At 72.3% G+C, this 19,205-nt stretch carries 13 protein-coding genes; 2 read left to right on the top strand and 11 right to left on the bottom strand.

What is annotated here, in order from left to right:
- The 8 genes from A6R01_RS05295 to A6R01_RS05260 all read right to left on the bottom strand — a co-directional run.
- On the bottom strand, positions 1 to 185 hold a 185-nt coding region (locus A6R01_RS05295; protein WP_292604251.1), incomplete at its 3' end, for a hypothetical protein.
- Positions 186 to 214: 29 nt separating this feature from the next.
- On the bottom strand, positions 215 to 1,789 hold the full coding sequence (gene treZ, locus A6R01_RS05290) for a malto-oligosyltrehalose trehalohydrolase (RefSeq protein WP_292604249.1): 1,575 nt from the start codon (positions 1,787 to 1,789) through the stop codon (positions 215 to 217).
- Between the two features lie 13 nt (positions 1,790 to 1,802).
- A complete protein-coding gene (gene treY / locus A6R01_RS05285; RefSeq protein WP_292604248.1) occupies positions 1,803 to 4,004 on the bottom strand; it encodes a malto-oligosyltrehalose synthase in 2,202 nt (733 codons plus the stop codon).
- Between the two features lie 155 nt (positions 4,005 to 4,159).
- The gene (locus tag A6R01_RS05280; protein ID WP_292604247.1) at positions 4,160 to 6,865 is read right to left on the bottom strand and encodes a DEAD/DEAH box helicase family protein; all 2,706 of its coding nucleotides are present in this window, start codon (positions 6,863 to 6,865) and stop codon (positions 4,160 to 4,162) included.
- On the bottom strand, positions 6,865 to 10,293 hold the full coding sequence (locus A6R01_RS05275; protein WP_292604245.1) for a bifunctional [glutamine synthetase] adenylyltransferase/[glutamine synthetase]-adenylyl-L-tyrosine phosphorylase: 3,429 nt from the start codon (positions 10,291 to 10,293) through the stop codon (positions 6,865 to 6,867). Before A6R01_RS05275 ends, A6R01_RS05280 begins: the two co-directional genes overlap by 1 nt.
- A gap of 28 nt (positions 10,294 to 10,321) precedes the next feature.
- On the bottom strand, positions 10,322 to 11,662 hold the full coding sequence (locus A6R01_RS05270) for a glutamine synthetase family protein (RefSeq protein WP_292604243.1): 1,341 nt from the start codon (positions 11,660 to 11,662) through the stop codon (positions 10,322 to 10,324).
- A 43-nt stretch (positions 11,663 to 11,705) separates the two neighbouring features.
- Positions 11,706 to 12,296 (bottom strand): hypothetical protein, encoded by a 591-nt coding sequence (locus tag A6R01_RS05265; protein ID WP_292604241.1) that lies wholly within the window; start codon positions 12,294 to 12,296, stop codon positions 11,706 to 11,708.
- Positions 12,297 to 12,377: 81 nt separating this feature from the next.
- On the bottom strand, positions 12,378 to 14,432 hold the full coding sequence (locus A6R01_RS05260) for an NAD(+) synthase (RefSeq protein WP_292604239.1): 2,055 nt from the start codon (positions 14,430 to 14,432) through the stop codon (positions 12,378 to 12,380).
- A gap of 49 nt (positions 14,433 to 14,481) precedes the next feature.
- Between A6R01_RS05260 and galE the strand changes: the two genes are divergently transcribed.
- Positions 14,482 to 15,495, top strand: coding sequence for a UDP-glucose 4-epimerase GalE (galE, locus tag A6R01_RS05255; RefSeq protein WP_292604237.1), 1,014 nt, complete (start codon positions 14,482 to 14,484; stop codon positions 15,493 to 15,495).
- 49 nt (positions 15,496 to 15,544) lie between these two features.
- A complete protein-coding gene (locus tag A6R01_RS05250; RefSeq protein ID WP_292604236.1) occupies positions 15,545 to 16,057 on the top strand; it encodes a VOC family protein in 513 nt (170 codons plus the stop codon).
- On the opposite strand, the gene A6R01_RS05245 is transcribed toward A6R01_RS05250, so the two are convergent.
- The 3 genes from A6R01_RS05245 to A6R01_RS05235 form a co-directional block, all read right to left on the bottom strand.
- A complete protein-coding gene (locus A6R01_RS05245; protein WP_292604235.1) occupies positions 16,054 to 17,550 on the bottom strand; it encodes an HNH endonuclease signature motif containing protein in 1,497 nt (498 codons plus the stop codon). The two genes, A6R01_RS05250 and A6R01_RS05245, sit on opposite strands and share 4 nt — an antisense overlap.
- Before the next feature lie 271 nt (positions 17,551 to 17,821).
- Complete coding sequence (locus A6R01_RS05240) at positions 17,822 to 18,283, bottom strand: hypothetical protein (protein WP_292604234.1); 462 nt, start codon at positions 18,281 to 18,283, stop codon at positions 17,822 to 17,824.
- A gap of 125 nt (positions 18,284 to 18,408) precedes the next feature.
- The gene (locus A6R01_RS05235) at positions 18,409 to 18,600 is read right to left on the bottom strand and encodes a hypothetical protein (protein ID WP_292604232.1); all 192 of its coding nucleotides are present in this window, start codon (positions 18,598 to 18,600) and stop codon (positions 18,409 to 18,411) included.
- Positions 18,601 to 19,205: the final 605 nt, after the last annotated feature.

The raw sequence follows: 19,205 nt of genomic DNA, 5'->3' as shown, positions 1-19,205 counted from the left end.
GCCTGGGTGCGGACCCGCACCGAGTCCTGCACGGTCTGCTCGTCCGCGAGCGGGGCCACGGTCGCCACGTAGGTGTCGGTGTCGGTCACCGTCCGGTCCAGCCACGAGCCGGCCAGCGCGACCGGCAGCAGGGCGACGGCACCGAGGACCAGGAGGACCGAGAGGAGTCGCCGCAGCACGTTCACGGGCGCATCGTGCCAGCCCGCCGGTCCGGTCAGCCGACCACCGCGCCCGCGTGCGGGGGAAGCGTGAGGGACCTCTCGGACAGGGTGGGTCCCGCGTGCGTGCCGAGCAGCAGCTCGCCGGCCAGGTCGGGCACGGTGAGGGTCCGCTCGCCGAGGTTGAGCGCGACCAGGGTGTCGCGGCGCCACAGCAGCACCAGGCGCGTCTCCTCGTCTACCTCGCAGCGCGTGGCGGCGAAGGAGGGATCGGTCAGCTCGGGGCGGCTGCGTCGCAGCGCCCCGAGCGCGCGGTAGAGCTCCAGGACCCGGGCGTGCCGGCCGTCCTGCGCCTCGGCCCAGTCGAGCTTCGAGCGGGTGAACGTCCCCGGGTCCTGCGGGTCGGGCACGACCGCGGGATCCCAGCCCATCCGCTCGAACTCCGCGAGTCGGCCCTCCGCCGTCGCGCGGCCCAGCTCCGGCTCGGGGTGGGAGGTGAAGAACGCGAAGGGGGTCGAGGCCGCCCACTCCTCGCCCTGGAAGAGCATCGGGGTGAACGGCCCGAGCAGCACCAGCATCGCCGCACAGCCGAGCTGGTCCTCGTCGAGGACCTCGGTGACCCGGTCGCCGCGGGCGCGGTTGCCGACCTGGTCGTGGTTCTGGCTGCACACCACGAACCGCCAGGTCGCCGTGTGCTCGGTGTCGACCGGGACGCCGTGGTCGCGGTCGCGGAAGGAGGAGAACGTGCCGTCGTGGAAGAAGCCGCGCTCCACCACCTTCTGCAGCGCCGAGAGCGGCTCGAAGTCGGCGTAGTAGCCGTCGGTCTCCCGCGTGAGCGCGACGTGCACCGCGTGGTGGAAGTCGTCGCTCCACTGCGCGGTCAGACCGTGCCCGCCGGCCTCGCGCGGCCGGATCATCACCGGGTCGTTGAGGTCGGACTCCGCGATCAGCGACAGCGGCCGTCGCTGGTGGGCGGAGAGCGCGTCGACCTCGACGGCCAGCTGCTCGAGCAGGTGCACGGGGGAGGAGTCGTGCAGCGCGTGCACGGCGTCCAGGCGCAGCCCGTCGACGTGGTAGTCGCGCAGGAACATCAGGGCGCTGTCGAGGATGAAGCGCCGCACGTGCGCCGACCCCTCGCCGTCGAGGTTGACCAGGTCGCCCCAGGTGTTGCGGCCGTCCTTGAGGTAGGGCCCGAACAGCGGCAGGTAGTTGCCCGACGGGCCCAGGTGGTTGTGCACCACGTCCTGGACCACGCCGAGCCCGCGGGCGTGGCAGGCGTCGACGAAGCGCTGGTAGGCGGCCGGGCCGCCGTAGGTCTCGCTCACCGCGTGCCAGCCGACGCCGTCGTAGCCCCAGTTGTGGGTGCCGTTGAAGGCGTTGACCGGCATCACCTCCACCAGGTCGACTCCGAGGTCGACGAGGTGGTCGAGGCGCTCGATCGCGCTGTCGAGGGTGCCGGCGGGGGTGAACGTGCCGACGTGCATCTCGTAGACCACCGAGCCGGCGAGCTGGCGCCCGGTCCAGCCCTGGTCGGTCCACGCGAACGCCGCGGGGTCGTATCCTCGCCGCGCTTGGTGTCGTGGGTCGCGCCGCCGCACACCAGCCGCACCCGCCCCGGACGCGGGGCCCACACCTCGAACACCTTCAGTCCTCCTTCACCAGCAGGGCCACCGGGTACGCCGACAGCAGGGACCCCACCGAGCCGTCGGTCAGCCGGTCGGTCAGCACGTCGCGCCAGCGCCCGGGCGGCAGGTCCAGCCGGGTGTCGCCCCAGCCGCCCCCCTCGACGAGCCCCAGGGGCAGGCGGGTCGCCACGGTGAGCGCCCCGCCCCGGTCGAACGCCAGCACGTGGTCGGCCGCCGGGCCCTCGGCCGTGACTGCGGCGTACGTCGTGAAGAGCCCGGGCCGGTCGCGACGCAGCCGCAGGGCGGTGGCGACGACGTGCAGCTTGGCGGTGCCGGGGTCCTCCAGCCCACCGACCAGCGAGCCGGGCCCAGCGGCGAGCATGGAGCGCCGCAGGTCGTGGTCGACAGGGCGGCGGTTGTCGGGGTCGACCAGCGACTGCTCCCACAGCTCCGAGCCCTGGTAGACGTCGGGCACGCCGGGCATGGTCAGCGCCACGAGCTTCGCGGCGAGCGCGTTGGACCACCCGGGGTCGACGGTCCACCCGAGGACCTCGCCGATGACCTCGCGGACGTCCTCACGGTCCAGAGCCGCGTCGACCGCTGCGTGCACCGCCGCCTCGTACGCCGCGTCCGGCTCGGTCCAGGTGGTGCGGTCGCCCGCCTCGCGCATCGCCTTCTCGGCGTAGCCGTGCAGCCGGCTGCGCCAGTCACCGCCCGGCTGCTCGCCCTCGTCGGCCGGCCAGGCGCCGATCGCGGCCTGCCATAGCAGGGAGGCGAAGCCGGGGTCGGGCAGCGGCACCAGGTCCAGCAGCCGCTCCAGCGCGTCGGCCCAGCGGTGGGGGGCCTCGGCGAGCACGTGGATGCGGGCCCGCACGTCCTCGCCGCGCTTGGTGTCGTGGGTCGACAGTGTCGTCATGGCGTGCGGCCAGTCCTGCTGTCGCCGGGCCATCGCAGCGTGGAAGTCGTCCACCGTCGTCGAGAACACCGACGGGTCGCCGCCGACCTCGTTGAGGGAGGTGAGCCGGGGGTAGCGGTAGAACGCGCAGTCCTCCACGCCCTTGGCCATCACCATCCCCGAGGTCTGCTGGAAGCGGCGGGCCCCGTCGCAGCCTCCGTCGCGCAGCCAGGGCTCGAGCAGGTCGAAGGTCGCGGCCAGGTCGGGTCGGCGGTCGCGCGCCGCCTCGAACGCCTGGTCGAGGTGCTCCTCGCCGTCACGGTCGGTGGGGGTGAGGTAGGAGCGGTAGACCGGGAAGCAGGCGAGCAGCTCGGCCACGGCGTCCTCACCGCGCCCGGTGGGCAGCCGCGGCACGTCGCGGCGCAGGTCGCGCACGATGCGCGCCGTCTCGCTGCCCAGGATGCCGTCGGCCACCTCGCGCTTGAGGTCGTGGACCATCGCGTGGAAGTCGAGGCCGCCGCTCAGCTCGTCCAGGGGTCCCTCGCCGGCGGTGTCGACGAGCACCCGGTCGACCAGGGCCAGCGCGTCGTAGCCGGTGGTGCCCTCGGTCGCCCACGAGGCCGGCAGCTCCTCGCCGGGCTCGAGGATCTTCTCGACCAGGACGTAGGCGCCGCCGGTGAGCCGGGCCAGGTCGTCGAGGTAGCCACGCGGGTCGCGCAGGCCGTCGGGGTGGTCCACCCGCAGCCCGTCGACCAGCCCCTCGCGGAACCAGCGCGCGATCTCCACGTGGGTCTCGGCGAAGACCTCCGGTTCCTCGACCCGCACAGCGGCGAGGGTGTTGACCGCGAAGAACCGGCGGTAGTTGAGGTCGTCATCGGCGCGGTGCCAGTCGACCAGCTCGTAGTGCTGGCGGGCGTGCACCTCCTGCGGGTCGTCGTGCAGCCCCGACGCCGTCCCGGGGGCGACCGGGAAGGCCTGGTCCCAGTAGTGCAGCTCGAGCCCGTGCTCGCCGAGGGCGAGCGTCAGGTGGTCGATGGTGCCGTCCTCGGCCAGGTCGTCCTCGCCGACCACGGGGATGCGCAGCCGCTGGCCGGCGGTGTCCCAGTCGACGTCGAAAGCCGCCGCGTGCTCGGCGTCCGCAGGCTGCTCCGACTCCTCCTGCACGGGCTGCTCGGGCTGCTCGGGCTGCTCGGGCTGCTCTGGGTCGTTCGCCTGCTCGGGCGCGGAGGCGGCACCGATCGGCATCGTGTCGGGCTGGTTCTCGGGCTGGTTCTCGGGCTGGCTCGCGGGCTGGCTCGCGGGCTGGGCGTCGCGCTTGTCGTTCATCAGGCTCCCCCTGGGTAGGTCACGGTGCGTGCTCGCAGCCTGCGCGCCGGTCCTGGGACCCTGCTGCGGACGTCCTGTGGGCCACCTGTGAGCCGATCTGGTCCAGACCGGCGACCCGGGTCGGTTTGCCGTCCGCGGCGAGGGGGCAGGCCCGGTCAGGGACAGCCCGCTCTCGGCCGCTCGCAGCCCGTGTCCCGGGGATGGGCTGCGGCGGAGGGCCACCCGCAGCGCCTCAGCTCCAGTGCCGCCGCATCACGGTGGCGACGTCGAAGGGGTCGCTCCCCCGCTGCGCGGCCAGCACGCCGGCTCCTTCGGCCGAGCCCGTCCACACCGGCGGCCCGCCGCCGACCCAGCGGTCGAACGCAGCGGCGTAGGCGGTCGCCCGCTCGGCCCGCACGCCCAGCACCGTGGGCACCGGGTGCCACACCTCGCCGTCGGGGGTGACAGGACCGCCGAGCGCCGCCCGCACCCGCTCGGCCACCGGGCGGTCGCGGTCGACCACGACGTACCGGGGCAGCACGTAGCGCGGCGCCACCACCGGTCCGAGCGCCTCGTCGAGCGCGGTCGCGAAGACGGCGGACTCCTCCTCGGGCACACCGTCGAGACGGCAGCGGTACTCCCCGCCCGCACCCACGTCGATGCCCACCGCGGACGCGTCCGCCGCGACCAGGTCGCAGGCGTGCAGCGCGTCGGCGACGGCGCAGGCCACCTGTCCCACCGAGGGTGGCTCGGCGGCCTCGGAGAACAGTCGCGCACCGCGCAGCGCCAGCGTCCGTCGACGCACCAGCAGCCCGATTCCCACGGCGAGCGCCAGGAGCACCGCACCGCCCGCCACCGACACCGCTGCCGGGGCGAGACCGGCAGTCGGCGGACCGGCCGCGATCACACCGGCCGCGACCACGCCGGCGGCCACCACCTCCCGCATCGGGGTACGCCGCTGGACGGGTGTGCGCGCCTCGAGCACGCCCGTCCTCGGCGCGCAGCACCATCCGGGCGTTGGCGGCGTCGAGCTCGTGGTCGGCGGGCGGGGCGTAGGGCGAGAACGCGGGGTCGATGTGGCCGACGCCGTCGACGACCTCCCCGGTCTCGTCGACGCCGAAGAAGCCGGCGTGCTTGCGCACCAGGCGTTGCCAGTCCCGGTCGCCGCGGGGGTGCCGGTCGCTGACGCAGACGACGGACCAGTTGACCGCCACCTTGTCGGGGCGGGCCGGGTCGGTGCGCAGCGCGCGTCCGCGGGTCTGGACGACGGCGGTGGTCGTGGTGACCGAGGTGAGGTCGACCAGGCCGCTGACGGAGCGGGCGTCCCAGCCCTCGCCGAGCAGTCCGCGGGTGCCGACGAGCACCGTGGTGCCGCCGGACTCGAAGAAGCGGGTGACGTGCAAGACCCAGCGGCGGCTGGTCCAGGCGCCCTCGAGCCGGTGGACCGCGCCGCCGCCACCGGCCGGGCGGACCCGCAGCGTGCGCGCCAGCCCGGGGTCGGTCGCTGCGACGTGCTCCACCAGCGCCGTCAGCGTGGCGGCCGACCCGGCGACGGTCGAGCCGGTGACCAGCAGGGCGTCCGCGCCGGCGGGGTCCTCCAGGAGGGCGGCGAGGACCGCGTGCGCGGAGCCGGCCTGCTCGGTCAGCACCCCTACGAGGTCGACGGGCAGCGTGGCGGTGGCGCGCTCGTGGTCGCAGAGCACCAGCAGGCGCCGGTCCTCGCCCAGCGCGAGCTGCTCGACCCGGGCGATCTCGACGGCCGCGGTGGTCTTGGCCTCCGACCGGGCCAGCACCCGGTCGATGGGCGAGCGGCCGCGCCGCACCCCTGCCCGGGTGAGGACGTGGCCGACGGCGGGCAGGGCGCGGCGTACCCCTTCCAGCGCCTCGAGGTCGGCGGGGTCGCGGCTGCGCAGCAGGTGGCCGGTGACCCAGTCGCCGACCAGGGCGACCCAGTCGTCGGCGCCGGGATCGCGCCGGTGCTCCTCGGTCGGCCGGGCCCCGGGCGGCAGGGCCAGCAGACCGGCGTGGTGCAGGCGCAGGGCGGCGTCGGTGAGCACCGGCTCGGCCGCGGCGAGCGCGGCCCAGGAGACCTCGGCGCCCCCGGCGTCACGGGTCACCAGCCGACGGTCCAGCCAGGTCAGGAACGGCACGGACCCGAAGGACGGGTCGGCGAGCGCCGTCACCAGCTCGGCGAACCGGTCGGCGCTGCCGTCGACCCACGCCCGCTCGTGCGGGGTCGGGGTGACCAGCCAGACCAGCTCGGCGAACGGCGCCAGGTCGCCCTCGCGCACGACCGCCGGGATGGTCGCCTCGAAGACGGTCCCGCCGAACAGCGTGTCGACCAGCCCGGCCTGGTCGCCGGTCAGCGCGGCGGGCGGGGTGGCGGTCAGCCCCAGCACCATCGCCTGCGGCAGCTCCTCGAGCAGGTCGGCCAGCAGCCGACCCCACACCTCGAGCAGGTGGTGGCACTCGTCGAGCACCAGCAGCAGCGGCCCGGCAGCGCGCAGCTCCTCGACCCGGGCGCGGCCGTTCTCGTGCAGCCGCGCCACCGGGGACCGCTCGTCGCCGTCCTCGTCGACCTCGGCGTCGGGGTCGAAGACCGCCACCGACTGGTAGGTCCACGCGGTCATCGCGACCCCGAGGTCGGCCGCCTGCGCTTCCCACTGCCCCACGATCGCGGTGTTGGGACCCAGGACGACGGCGCGCTCCACCTGACCGGCGGCGAGCAGCCGCTCGGCGGTCTCCAGCCCGACCCGGGTCTTGCCCGCACCGGGTGGCAGCACCGTCCAGGCCCGCGTCCGGCCGCCCGCCCACGCCTCGTCGAGGGCCTCGAGCGCCCGGCGCTGGTGGGTGCGCAGCGGAGGCCGCTCGACGGTCGGCATCAGGACTCCCAGAAGACCCGGTCCACCACGGCGTGCGCGGTGCGCGTGTGCCGCAGGTGGTCGTCGACCATCGCCTCCGACGAGCCGTCGGGGTAGCCCAGGATGCTGGCGATCGCGGCCCGCTCGCGCGGGTCGGAGGGGATGGAGTCGCTCGGCTTGCCGCGCACGAGCGTGACCGCGTTGCGCATCCGGCTCACCCGCCGCCAGGCCTGCTGCAGCATCGCCGCGTCGTCCTCGTCGAGCAGGCCGGCGTCACGCGCGGCACCCAGCGCCTCGAGGGTGCGGGAGGTGCGCAGCGCCGGGACCCGGCCCGCGTGCCGCATCTGCAGCAGCTGGACGGTCCACTCGATGTCCGCGAGCCCTCCGCGGCCCAGCTTGAGGTGGGTCTGCGGGTCGGCCCCGCGCGGCAGCCGCTCCTGGTCGACCCTCGCCTTGATGCGGCGTACCTCCAGGACCTGCTCGGTGGTGATGCCCTCCTCGGGGAAGCGCAGCGGGTCGATGAGCTCGGTGAAGCGGCGGCGCAGGTCCTCGTCGCCGACGACCGCGTCGGCGCGCAGCAGGGCCTGCGCCTCCCAGACCTCCGACCAGCCGGCGTAGTAGGCGGCGTAGGACTCCAGCGTGCGCACCAGCGGTCCGGACCGGCCCTCCGGACGCAGGTCGGCGTCGACCACCAGGGCGGGGTCGCCGCCGGGCAGCGAGAGCAGGCGACGCAGCTCGTTGGCCACGGCCTGGGCGTACTGAGCGGCCACCTGCGGCTCGGCGCCCTCGACCGGGTCGTGCACGAACAGCACGTCGGCGTCGGAGCCGTAGGACAGCTCGAACCCGCCGTAGCGGCCCATCGCGATGATCGCGAAGCGGGTGGGTGCCTCCTCCAGCGAGCGGGCGGCGCGCACCGAGGCCTCGACCACCTCCAGCGTCGCCTGCAGGGTCGCGTCGGTGAGCCGCGACAGCCCCGCGCCCACGTCGTCGACGTCGGTGAGGCCGAGCAGGTCCCCGGCGGCGATGCGGAACAGCTCACGACGGCGTACGGCGCGGACGGCCCGGACCGCGGCCTCCACCTCGTCGCGACGCGACGCCGAGGCCCGCATCTCCTCGGTGAGCACCTCGGCGCTCAGCGGGGAGAGGTCGCCGCCGAGCATCCGCACGCCCTGCGGCTCACGCTCGAGCAGCTCGGTGGCGTAGCGCGAGGTCGCCAGCAGGTGGGCCATCCGTTGCGCGACCTCCCCCTCGTCGCGCAGCGTGGCGAGGTACCACGGGGTGCTGCCCATCGCCTCGCTGATCCGGCGGAAGCCGAAGAGCCCGGCGTCGGGGTCGGGGCCCTCGGCGAACCACTCGAGCATCGCCGGCAGCAGCGTGCGCTGGATGTGAGCAGCGCGGGAGACGCCCGTGGTGAGGAACTCCAGGTGCCGCAGGGCCGCCGAGGGATCGGCGTAGCCGAGGGCGGCGAGCCGGTCGCGCGCGGCCTCGGGGCTCAGCCTGGCCTCCTCGCCGGGGATGCGGGCGACGGCCGAGAGCAGCGGACGGTAGAAGAGCTTCTGGTGCAGGCGCCGCACCTCGAGGCGGTGGCGACCCCACTGGTCCTTCAGCGACTCCGCCGACCGCTTGAGGAAGCCCATCGAGCGGCCCAGGCGGCGCAGCGCCTCCTCGTCGTCGGGCACCACGTGGGTGCGCTGCAGCCGGTGCAGCTGCATGCGGTGCTCGAGGGTGCGCAGGAAGGAGTAGGAGTCGTGCAGCGCCAGGCCGTCCTCGCGGCCGATGTAGCCTCGCTCGGTGAGGGCGGCCAGCGCCGAGAGCGTGGTCGGCCACCGGATCTGGTCGTCGGTGCGGCCGTGCACCATCTGCAGCAGCTGCACGGCGAACTCCACGTCGCGCAGGCCGCCCGAGCCCAGCTTCAGCTGCCGCTCGGCCTCCTTGGACGGGATGTGCTCGATGACGCGGCGACGCATGGCCTGGGTGTCCTCGACGAACCCCTCGCGCTCGGCCGCGGCCCACACCATCGGCTGCACCATCTCGACGTAGGCGCGCCCGAGGTCGAGGTCGCCGGCGACGGGCCTGGCCTTGAGCAGGGCCTGGAACTCCCAGGTGCTGGCCCAGCGCTCGTAGTAGCCGCGGTGGCTCTCCAGGGTCCGCACGAGCGGGCCGTTGCGACCCTCGGGGCGCAGGTTGGCGTCGACGGGCCAGATGTCGCCCTCGCCGGTGTGGTCGGCGCAGGCACGCATCAGGTGGGCGGCCAGCTGCGTGGCGACCCGGTTGGCCTGGTCGGCCCGGCCGGGGTCGAGGTCCTCGACCGGCTCGTAGACGAAGATGACGTCGACGTCGGAGACGTAGTTGAGCTCGTGCCCGCCGCACTTGCCCATCGCGACGACCGCCAGCCGCACCAGGGCGGCGTCCTCGCCGACCCGCTGCCTGGCCACGGCCAGGCCGGCCTCGAGGGTGCCGGCGGCCAGGTCGCTGAGCTCGGCGGCCGCGTCGTCGACCCCGACGTGGTGGGCCAGGTCGCGCGCGGCCAGACGCAGCAAGACCCGGCGGTACTCCACCCGCATCGCGTCCAGCGCCTCGTGGTCGGGCAGCGTCGCGACCGGCTGCTCGTCGGCGGGGTCGGCACCGACCGAGCGCAGCAGCCCGGCCCTCACGGCGTACGCCGCCGGGCGGGTGCAGCCCAGGGCGGGGTCGGTCAGCTCGCGCCAGTGCTCGGGGTGGCGGCACAGGTGGTCGCCGAGGGCCTCGCTGGCGCCGAGGACGCTGAGCAGGCGCATCGCGAACCCCTCGTCGTCGAGCAGGTCCTCGAGCAGCGCGTCCGCTCCGGCGTCCTTCTCCTGCGCCGAGTCACGCAGCCGGACCAGCTGCTGCAGCGCAAGGTCGGGGTCGGCGGTGCGGGCGAGGATCCACAGCAGCTCCTCGCCCTGCTCCCCCAGCTCGCCCACCCGCGCGGCCTGCACCTCGCCGCCCGGTGCCGTGGCCAGGCGTACGCCGCCGGCCGGGAGCTCGACCACCACGTCGTCGTTCCAGTGGACCCCGCGCCGCGGCGTCGCGAGGTCGCCGAGCAGGGCGTCGCGCGCCGCCGCCTCCTCCCAGCCCACGCGCAGCAGCCCGGTCTGCGGGCCGGCGGGGTTGCGGGTCACCTTGCCGCCCAGGGCCGAGGCGGCGACCTGGTGGCCCAGGCACACCCCGAGGGCGGGCACGCCGCCGGCGGCCGCGACCCGGAACAGCTGCTTGGTGGGGGTCAACCACGGGTGCGTCGCGTCGTCGTCGGCCCCCATGTGGCCGCCGAGGACGACCAGCGCGTCGTGCTCGGTCAGGTCGTGGGGCAGCGCGTCACCGGCGTACGGGCGTCGGACGTCGAGGCGGCACCCGTCGTCGGCCCACCACCGGCCGAGCATCCCCGGAGGGCACTCGTCCTCGTGCTGGACGACGAGCAGCGTGACCATGCGACCGATGGGCTCCTGGCTCCGCGACTCAGATGACCGGCAGCATCTGGTCGCGCTCGAAGGCGGAGACCTGCCCGCGGTACTCGTCCCACTCGGCGCGCTTGTTGCGCAGCAGGAAGTCGAAGACCTGCTCACCCATGGTCTCGGCGAGCAGCTCGGAGTCCTCGGCGATGGAGATCGCGTCGTTGAGGTTGCGCGGCAGCGGCTTGATGCCCAGGCTGCTGCGCTCGCGCTCGGTCAGCGACCACACGTCATCCTCGGCCTCGCGGGGCAGCTCGTAGCCCTCCTCGATGCCCTTCATGCCCGCGGCGAGCACGACGGCGTAGGCGAGGTAGGGGTTGCAGGCGGCGTCGAGGGTGCGCAGCTCGACACGGGTCGACTGGCCCTTGAGCGGCTTGTACATCGGCACGCGGATCATCGCCGAGCGATTGTTGTGGCCCCAGCAGATGTAGGACGGCGCCTCGCCGCCCATCATCATCCGCTTGTAGGAGTTGACCCACTGGTTGGTGACCACGGAGATCTCCGGCGCGTGGTGCAGGACGCCGGCGATGAAGCGACGGGCGGTGGCCGAGAGCTGGTACTCGGCGCCGGCCTCGTAGAAGGCGTTCTCGTCGCCCTCGAAGAGGCTGACGTGGGTGTGCATGCCCGAGCCGGGGTGGGTGGTGAACGGCTTGGGCATGAAGCTGGCCCAGATGCCCTGGCTCAGCGCCACCTCACGGATGACGGTGCGGAAGGTCATGATGTTGTCGGCCGTGGACAGCGCGTCGGCGTAGCGCAGGTCGATCTCCTGCTGGCCCGGACCGCCCTCGTGGTGGCTGAACTCCACCGAGATGCCCATCGCCTCGAGCATCGTGATCGCCTCGCGGCGGAAGTCCGCGCCCTCGGACTGCGCGGTGTGGTCGAAGAAGCCCGACCGGTCCACCGGCACCGGCTCCTCGCCGTGGGCCGGGAGGTTCTTGAAGAGGTAGAACTCGATCTCGGGGTGGGTGTAGAAGGTGAAACCCTGGTCGGCGGCCTTGCCCAGCGTCCGCTTCAGCACGTGGCGGGGGTCGGCGTACGACGGCTCGCCCCCCGGCATCTCGATGTCGCAGAACATCCTGGCCGTGGCCGGGCCCTCACCGCTGCGCCAGGGCAGGATCTGGAAGGTCGAGGGGTCGGGCTTGAGGAGCATGTCGGACTCGAAGACCCGGGCGAAGCCCTCGATCGCCGAGCCGTCGAACCCGATGCCCTCGGAGAAGGCCCCCTCGAGCTCTGCCGGGGCCACCGCCACCGACTTCAACGAGCCCAGGACGTCGGTGAACCACAACCGGACGAATCGGACGTCGCGCTCCTCGAGCGCCCTGAGGACGAACTCTTCCTGCTTGCCCATGGCGGCAGCCTAGTGGGACCGCCCGACTCGCCCGCCGGTGGACTCACCGGCACACGCGCACGTCCTGCGAGCCCAGCACGCCCTCGACGGTCCGGGCCATCGGCGTGAGCCACGGCAGCGCGGTCGAGGTGAAGGCCAGGGTGCCCGGCACCTCGTCGTGGACGCCGGGGACGTCGACGCGGTGGACCTCGACCGGCAGCACGACCTTCTCGCGCGAGGTGCCCTCGAAGCAGGAGCTGGCCCGGCTCTTGTCGCGCGCCCGGTCCACGGTCATCTCCTCACCGGCCTGCTCACCGGCGTACCGCAGGACCACGGTGGTGCGGTAGCCGAGGTGCCCCTCCCAGGGGGCGTCCAGGAGGACCTGCATGCCGGCGGTGCGGCTGGAGGGGACCGGGAAGGCGACCCTGCCGTCGCGGACCCTCCGCTCCTGGCTGGCCCACAGGCGCGGCTCGTCGGGGTCGTCGGTCGCCAACGCGCTGACGACCTGGACGGTGCAGCCCTCGCAGTCCGGCATCCGCAGCACGACGCGGGTGGTGCCGTCGGCGGGGCCGCCGGCGGAGGCGGGCACGGGCGTGCCGGCGGTCAGGGTGACGGCGGTCAGCAGAGCGGCCGTGGCCGCGGGGATGGTGCGCATGGAAGGTCTCCTCGTCGATGGTGTCGCGAGGAGTACGCCGAGCCCGGCCCCCCGGTTGCATGGGGCGAGCCGGACAGCGGGTCACTCGGCGGGGACGTTCGCCTCCAGCTCGCGCAGCCAGGCCGCGGCCGAGGCGTCCGAGGGCATCCGCCAGTCGCCGCGGGGCGACATGGTGCCGCCCGCGCTCACCTTGGGGCCGTTCGGGAGCGCGGACCGCTTGAACTGGCTGGCGAAGAACCGCTTGACGAAGACCTCGAGCCAGCGGCGTACCTCGGGCAGGGTGTAGGCGGTGCGCTTGGCTTCCGGCAGGCCGGCCGGCCACTCCCCCGCGTCGGCGTCGCGCCAGGCGTGCCAGGCCAGAAAGGCGATCTTGCTGGGGCGATAGCCCATGCGCAGGACCTTGTGCAGGGTGAAGTCCTGCAGGGCGTAGGGACCCACGAAGTCCTCGGTCGCCTGCGGGCGGTCGTCCTCGCTCGGCACCAGCTCGGGGCTGATCTCCTGGTCGAGGACCTCACGCAGCAGGTCGCCGGTCGTCGCGTCGACCTCCCCGGAGTCGGCGACCCAGCGGATGAGGTGCTGGACGAGCGTCTTGGGGACACCGGCGTTGACGTTGTAGTGCGACATCTGGTCGCCGACGCCGTACGTGCACCAGCCGAGCGCGAGCTCGGAGAGGTCGCCCGTGCCGACGACGATGCCGCCGCGGTGGTTGGCCAGGCGGAAGAGGTAGTCGTAGCGCAGACCGGCCTGGACGTTCTCGAAGGTGACGTCGTAGACCGGCTCGCCGTCGGCGAAGGGGTGGTCGAGGTCGCGCAGCATCTGCTCGCACGCCGGTCGGATGTCGATCTCCTCGAAGGTGACGCCCAGCGCCTCGCCCAGGCGGACCGCGAGGGACTTGGAGGTGTCGCCCGTGGCGTAGCCCGGCATCGTGAACGCGTGGACGTCGCTGCGCGGGCGCCCGAGCCGGTCCATGGCACGGCAGGCGACGATCAGGGCGTGGGTGGAGTCGAGCCCGCCGCTGACGCCGATGACGGCGCGGGGCTGGTGCCCCGACGCCTGGCCGATCGCCTCGAGGCGGCGCTCGAGGGCGTAGACCTGGATCTCGTAGGCCTCGTAGCAGTCCTGCGCGAGGCGCTCGGGGTCGTCGGGGACGAACGGGAAGCGGTCGACGCGACGACGCAGGCCCAGGTCGCCGGTCGGGGCGACCAGCTCGACCTCGACGGTGCGGAACTCGCCCGTGCGGGCGGCGTGGGTGCGCCGGTTGTCGTCGAAGGTGCTCTGGCGCAGCCGCTCCTGGCGCAGGCGGTCGAGGTCGACGTCGGCGACCGTGTGGACCGGGCCGTCGACGAAGCGGTCACCTTCGGCCAGCAGGTCGCCCACCTCGTGGACCATGGTCTGGCCGTCCCACGAGAGGTCGGTCGAGGACTCCCCGCGGCCGGCGGCGGCGTACACGTAGGCGGCCGAGCAGCGCTGGCTGGCGCTGCGGGCCAGCAGCCGGCGGTCCTCGGCCCGGGCGATGGTGATCGGGCTGCCCGAGAGGTTGGCCAGCACGGTGGCGCCGGCGAGCGCCGCCTCGGCGCTGGGCGGCACGGGCACCCACATGTCCTCGCAGACCTCGACGTGCAGGACCAGGCCGGGGACGTCGGTGACGTCGAAGAGCAGGTCGGGTCCCAAGGGCACTCGCTGCCCGGCGACGGTGATCGTCTCGCCGCGGCGGTCGTCGCCCGGGGCGAAGTGGCGACGCTCGTAGAACTCGCGGTAGGTCGGGAGGTAGGACTTCGGGGCGACGCCGAGGACGCGACCGCGGTGGACCACGAGCGCGCAGTTGAGGACGCGGCTCCCGTGGACCAGAGGAGCGCCGACGAGCAGGATCGGCAGCAGGTCGCGGCTCTCCTCGACCAACACGCCGATCGCGTCGCTGACGGCGTCGAGGAGGGTGTCCTGGAGGAGCAGGTCCTCGATGGCGTAGCCGGACAGGCACAGCTCGGGGAAGACCGCGACCGCGACGCCCTCGTCGTGGCAGGTGCGGGCCTGCTCCAGCACGGTCCGCACGTTGGTCGCCGGGTCGGCGACGGCCACGGGGGCGGTGCACGCCGCGACACGGGCGAACCCCTGGTCGTAGGCGTTGTAGAAGTCCACGGGCCCACTGTGTCAGACGGCGGCTCACCCCTCGGCTAGCGTCTGCTCCATGCGAGTCCTCGTCTCCGGCGGTGCCGGCTACATCGGGTCCCACACGGTCGTCGCGCTGGTGGAGGCGGGCCACGACATCGTGGTCGTCGACGACTTCTCCAACGCCAAGCCCACCGTCATCGGGCGGCTCGAGGCACTGACGGGGCGGCACATCCCGGTGCACGCCTTCGACCTCACCGACGTGGACAAGACCGCGCACCTCTTCGACATCGAGGAGATCGACGCGGTCATCCACTTCGCGGGCTACAAGGCCGTCGGCGAGAGCGTGCAGAAGCCCCTGGACTACTACGAGAACAACCTGGGATCGACGTTCGCGCTGGTGCGCGCGATGCAGAAGCACGGCGTGGACAAGCTGGTGTTCTCCTCCAGTGCCACGGTCTACGGCACCGACCAGGCCGGAGCCACCGAGGACCGCCCCACCTTCGCCACCAACCCCTACGGCTGGACCAAGGTCATGCAGGAGCAGATCCTGCGCGACGTCGCCGTCGCGGACCCCTCGATGAGGATCGCGCTGCTGCGCTACTTCAACCCCGTGGGCGCGCACGTCTCGGGCACGATCGGCGAGGACCCCTCGGACATCCCGAACAACCTGATGCCCTACATCGCCCAGGTCGCCGTCGGACGCCGGGAGAAGCTGCAGGTCTTCGGCGACGACTACGACACCCCCGACGGCACCGGGGTCCGCGACTACATCCACGTCGTCGACCTGGCCGCCGGCCACGTCGCGGCGCTGGAGAAGCTCGCGGCCACCTCGGAGCCGGTCAACACCTGGAACCTCGGCTCGGGTCGCGGCACCTCCGTGCTGGAGCTGCTGCACGCCTTCGAGAAGGCGGTGGGCCGCGAGCTGCCCCACGAGATCGTCGGGCGCCGCGCGGGCGACGTCGCGACGTCGTACGCCGACCCGTCGAAGGCCAACGAGGAGCTGGGCTGGCGCACCCAGAAGAGCGTGGAGGAGATGTGCGCCGACACGTGGCGCTGGCAGTCGCAGAACCCCGAGGGCTACCCGGACTGATCGCGGCGGTCTGCGATGAGTCCGCGCGGTCCAGGCGGTCTGTCCTGACATGACGATCACCAGCGTTTCCTCCATCACCTCCTCCATCACGCCGTGCCTGTGGTTCGACGACCAGCTGGAGGAGGCCGCGCACTTCTACACGGCGCTGTTCCCGAACTCCTCGATCGGCCACCTCTCTCGGTACGGCGAGGCCGGACCTGGTGAGCCGGGCACGGTCATGGCCGGCGAGTTCACGCTCGACGGGATGGCCTTCCGCGCCATCAACGGCGGGCCGATGTTCCGCTTCACCGAGGCGGTGTCGTTCGCGATCTCCTGCGCGGACCAGGCCGAGGTCGACCACTACTGGGACGGCCTCCTCGCCGACGGCGGCGAGGAGTCGATGTGCGGGTGGTTGAAGGACCGCTTCGGCCTGTCGTGGCAGGTGGTGCCGACCCGGCTCTTCGAGCTGTTGTCGGACCCCGACCCGGCGCGCGCCCAGGCCGCCCAGGCCGCGATGCTGCAGATGCGCCGGATCGTGGTGGCCGACCTCGAGGCCGCCGCTGACGCGGCGAGTGGTTCCTAAGCGGCGTCCCAGGTCAGGCCCTCGTCGGGGATGACCATCGGGGCCCACTCGTACCAGTCGACGACCGCGGTGTATGGACGGTCCCCCACCCGCTGGTCGAGCGCCCCTCGTCGGTCGTGCGCCTCTCGCTGGTCGAGCGCCTCTCGTTGGTCGAGCTTGTCGAGACCCCTCGTGCCGCTGGTGTCGTGGAGGTAGACCTGGCCGTGGGGGTCGCGCCAGAGGTGGATGCCGGGCCAGGGCATCGTGCTCTGCCAGCCGCCGTGGGTCTTGAGGCGGTGGTGGTAGGTCGAGAGCGGGGTGAGGTTGTGGGTGCCGGTCTGCCCCGGTGGCCCGTTCGGGTCCCAGGGCACGACGTGGTCGATCTGGATGGTGGGGCCGGTGCTGCGGCTGGTGCCCCAGGGGAAGGTCTCGGTCGGGGAGATCTGCTGCACCGCACGGCGGTGTCGCTCGGGTATCTCGTAGGCCTCGACGGGTGCCAAGCCCTCGAGGTCGAGGACGGGACGCACAACGAAGCGGGCGTAGCGACCCAGGACATCGCGCAGCCACGACTCCGTGACCGGTCCCCAGCCGTCGATGCGGGCGACGCGGTCGAGCTCGCCGTGCTCGGGTGAGACCTCCCGGGCGCCGCCGTAGAGATGCACGGTCAGCTCGACGGCGGGCAGCAGGTCCCGCAGATCGGTATCACCGTCCACGGGTGCCTGGTCGGTGACCTTCGGGGACGCGAGCAGCGCGATGGCCTGCACGCGGAGCTGGTCGATGGACGGGGTGTCGTCGTCGGGGCCGGCGGGCTCGGGCAGCTGCTTCTGCAGCCGATGGGCCAGGGTGGTGACGGCGGTGTCGAGGGCCCCGATCACCGGCAGGGGTGCGCGGACAACGAAGGTCCCCATGCCGTGGGTCTCGTCCCCGGCACGGGGGCGGATGGTGCGGGCGTAGGTGGCGGCCGCGGCGCGTTCTTCCTTCTCCTTGGCCAGCCTGGGTGCGGCGGCGGCGACCTTGCCGGCCACCAGGGCCTCGAAGTGGGTCCAGGGGATGCGGCCGTCGGCTGCTTCGGCGATCTCCTGGTCCACCCAGCCGGCCTCTTCGACGCTCAGCTCGCGGGTGCGCTCGGCGACGTAGAGGGCGTAGGAGTCACGCACCTCCAGGGCCTGCACCCTCCCCCACAGCAACGGCAACCTGATCCTGATGTCCAGGGCACCGGCCATCAGCTTGCGGCCGTGGTGGGAGGTCCGCCCGATCCGGGCACCGAACTCCGCCGCCGCGAACTCCGTCACCTCCGGCGTCCCCGGGCCACCCAGGATCGTGGCCCGCTCCCGCCCCGGCTTGCCGGCCTCCTTCGGGTCGAGCCGGTCGGCGGGGTGGGCGACCGCCCACTCGTAGGCCAGCACCAACAGCTCGGCCCCCGCCCGCTGCATCCCCCGCGCGCACACCGTCGCCCGCTCGAGGATCTGCTCCTCGCTCAGGTCGGTCGTCGCGACCAAGGCACTGGTGGTCATGAACCCATTCAAGCCGTGACCACCGACAGTCCCGATCGGCCACGATCTCCGACCTGACTTGCACAGGTCGGGCCAAAGACCGTATCGCCACCATCCCCCGCCGCGATGGTGTCGTCGCCGCCGCTACCGTTGATGGTGTCGGCGCTTCCCGTGCCGAAACATGTTCCTCCTGTGCAATTCACCGTTGCTGCCCCAGCGACCCCTGTTGTCACTCCGACCGCAACCCCCAGGATGAAAGGAAAACTCACTCGCACAGCGGCTGCCCGCATGTTCACTTGATCTCTCCTTCGCCGCCGCTCACCGCGCGTTCGAAAGAGGCTTCGAACAATTGCGCATCCGGGCAGCCACCGATAAATTTTCCCTTCTCGGCAAATTCGGGACCAAAGTACTCTTCGATGAACTTCACCTTCTCTGGATCCGTGAAAAATGACTTCAACTCGGGACAGTCCTTCAGTAATACACCTGCCTCATTGATGCGGCCCTGATACTCTTCCAACGTTTCGCCAGGACGAATCGGGAAAACGTCGTTACTTGGCGCGGCGTTTGCAGGATCTCTTTCTAGGACCCCGCCGCCCTGCTCTTCGACACTCCTTGACGACTCGTTCGAGCCGTCCTGAGCGGCCGCAAATCCCAACGGCATGGCAATCACCGCTCCGATTGCGGCAAGCAAAGTAGGTCTGAAAATTTTCACACTTGCTCCCAAGAGAAACCACGTTTGCCAATCGCGACTCACGGGCGTGAGGTCGCGCGTCCGCGCTCCGGAGGCTTGAAGAACAGCTCCCGACAATGCTGCTCCCATAAGACGACTCGGACGCGGATAGCGCATCCCGGTCTAGTCCACCGGCCATGCTGCGTGCCTCACCTCACGTGGGTGGTGTTGCGGGCCACCCGGTCGACCAGCTGCTCGTGCACGAAGCCGGGCGCCAGGGAGGAGACGTCCCCGCCGTACGTCGCGACCTCCTTGACCAGGTTGCTGGCCAGGAACGACCACTCGGGGCTGGTGGGGACGAAGACGGTTGTCGAGATGCACGGAAGACTGGCGATTTCCACACCGACAACTTTGACGAACTCGGCTATCCGGGCGGCCCTCGTCAAGATTGGGCGATCGCGCCAAGATGTCGACGGGCGCTCGATGTTCAGTAGTCCATGGCCATGACCTGGCGGACTTCAGCGAGGGTGTTGTCGGCCACCGAAGGGGCTGGTGGTCATGAACCCATTCAAGCCGTGACCACCGACAGGCCCGATCGGCCACGATCTCCGACGGTGCAGACCACGTCACTTCGCCCGAATGAAGCTGCTTGTGGGTTACAACGTTTCCGCCGACCCGGCGCAGTGGTCAACGGACACGCATGCTCAGGTCTCGAAGTCCAAGCTCGGCTGAGAGTCCGCTCCGGTCGAATCCAGGTCATCACCGCCGCATCGCGGATGAAGCGCATAGGTCGCCCAACGGCGTGCACCTTCTTGCACGGCCAGGCGTCGCGAGACCAGGTCCTGAAGCTCAGATGTCGCTAGCCGAGAATCGATGCGCGTGGCTTCGCGGTACTTCTGATTGTCGAGAGTGGAGTCCAGCAGAGTGGTGTACGAGCAGCCCCGGTGAGTGAGTCCCTACCGACGTAGAGACGGCCACCGGGTGATCCTTCGAGTGATCTGCGAAA

It is taken from the genome of Nocardioides sp. REDSEA-S30_B4 (assembly GCF_001627265.1).
GTDB lineage: Bacteria > Actinomycetota > Actinomycetes > Propionibacteriales > Nocardioidaceae > Nocardioides.
Note: the sequence above shows the minus strand (reverse complement) of the source record. Positions and strands in the feature narration are given on the sequence as shown.

What these genes read in the sequence shown, in the direction of transcription:
- A6R01_RS05265 (WP_292604241.1), bottom strand. Translation starts at nt 12,296, where the DNA reads ATGCGCACCATCCCCGCGGCCACGGCCGCTCTGCTGACCGCCGTCACC.
- A6R01_RS05275 (WP_292604245.1), bottom strand. Translation starts at nt 10,293, where the DNA reads ATGGTCACGCTGCTCGTCGTCCAGCACGAGGACGAGTGCCCTCCGGGG.
- A6R01_RS05280 (WP_292604247.1), bottom strand. Translation starts at nt 6,865, where the DNA reads ATGCCGACCGTCGAGCGGCCTCCGCTGCGCACCCACCAGCGCCGGGCG.
- galE (WP_292604237.1), top strand. Translation starts at nt 14,482, where the DNA reads ATGCGAGTCCTCGTCTCCGGCGGTGCCGGCTACATCGGGTCCCACACG.
- A6R01_RS05250 (WP_292604236.1), top strand. Translation starts at nt 15,545, where the DNA reads ATGACGATCACCAGCGTTTCCTCCATCACCTCCTCCATCACGCCGTGC.
- treY (WP_292604248.1), bottom strand. Translation starts at nt 4,004, where the DNA reads ATGAACGACAAGCGCGACGCCCAGCCCGCGAGCCAGCCCGCGAGCCAG.
- A6R01_RS05245 (WP_292604235.1), bottom strand. Translation starts at nt 17,550, where the DNA reads ATGACCACCAGTGCCTTGGTCGCGACGACCGACCTGAGCGAGGAGCAG.
- A6R01_RS05270 (WP_292604243.1), bottom strand. Translation starts at nt 11,662, where the DNA reads ATGGGCAAGCAGGAAGAGTTCGTCCTCAGGGCGCTCGAGGAGCGCGAC.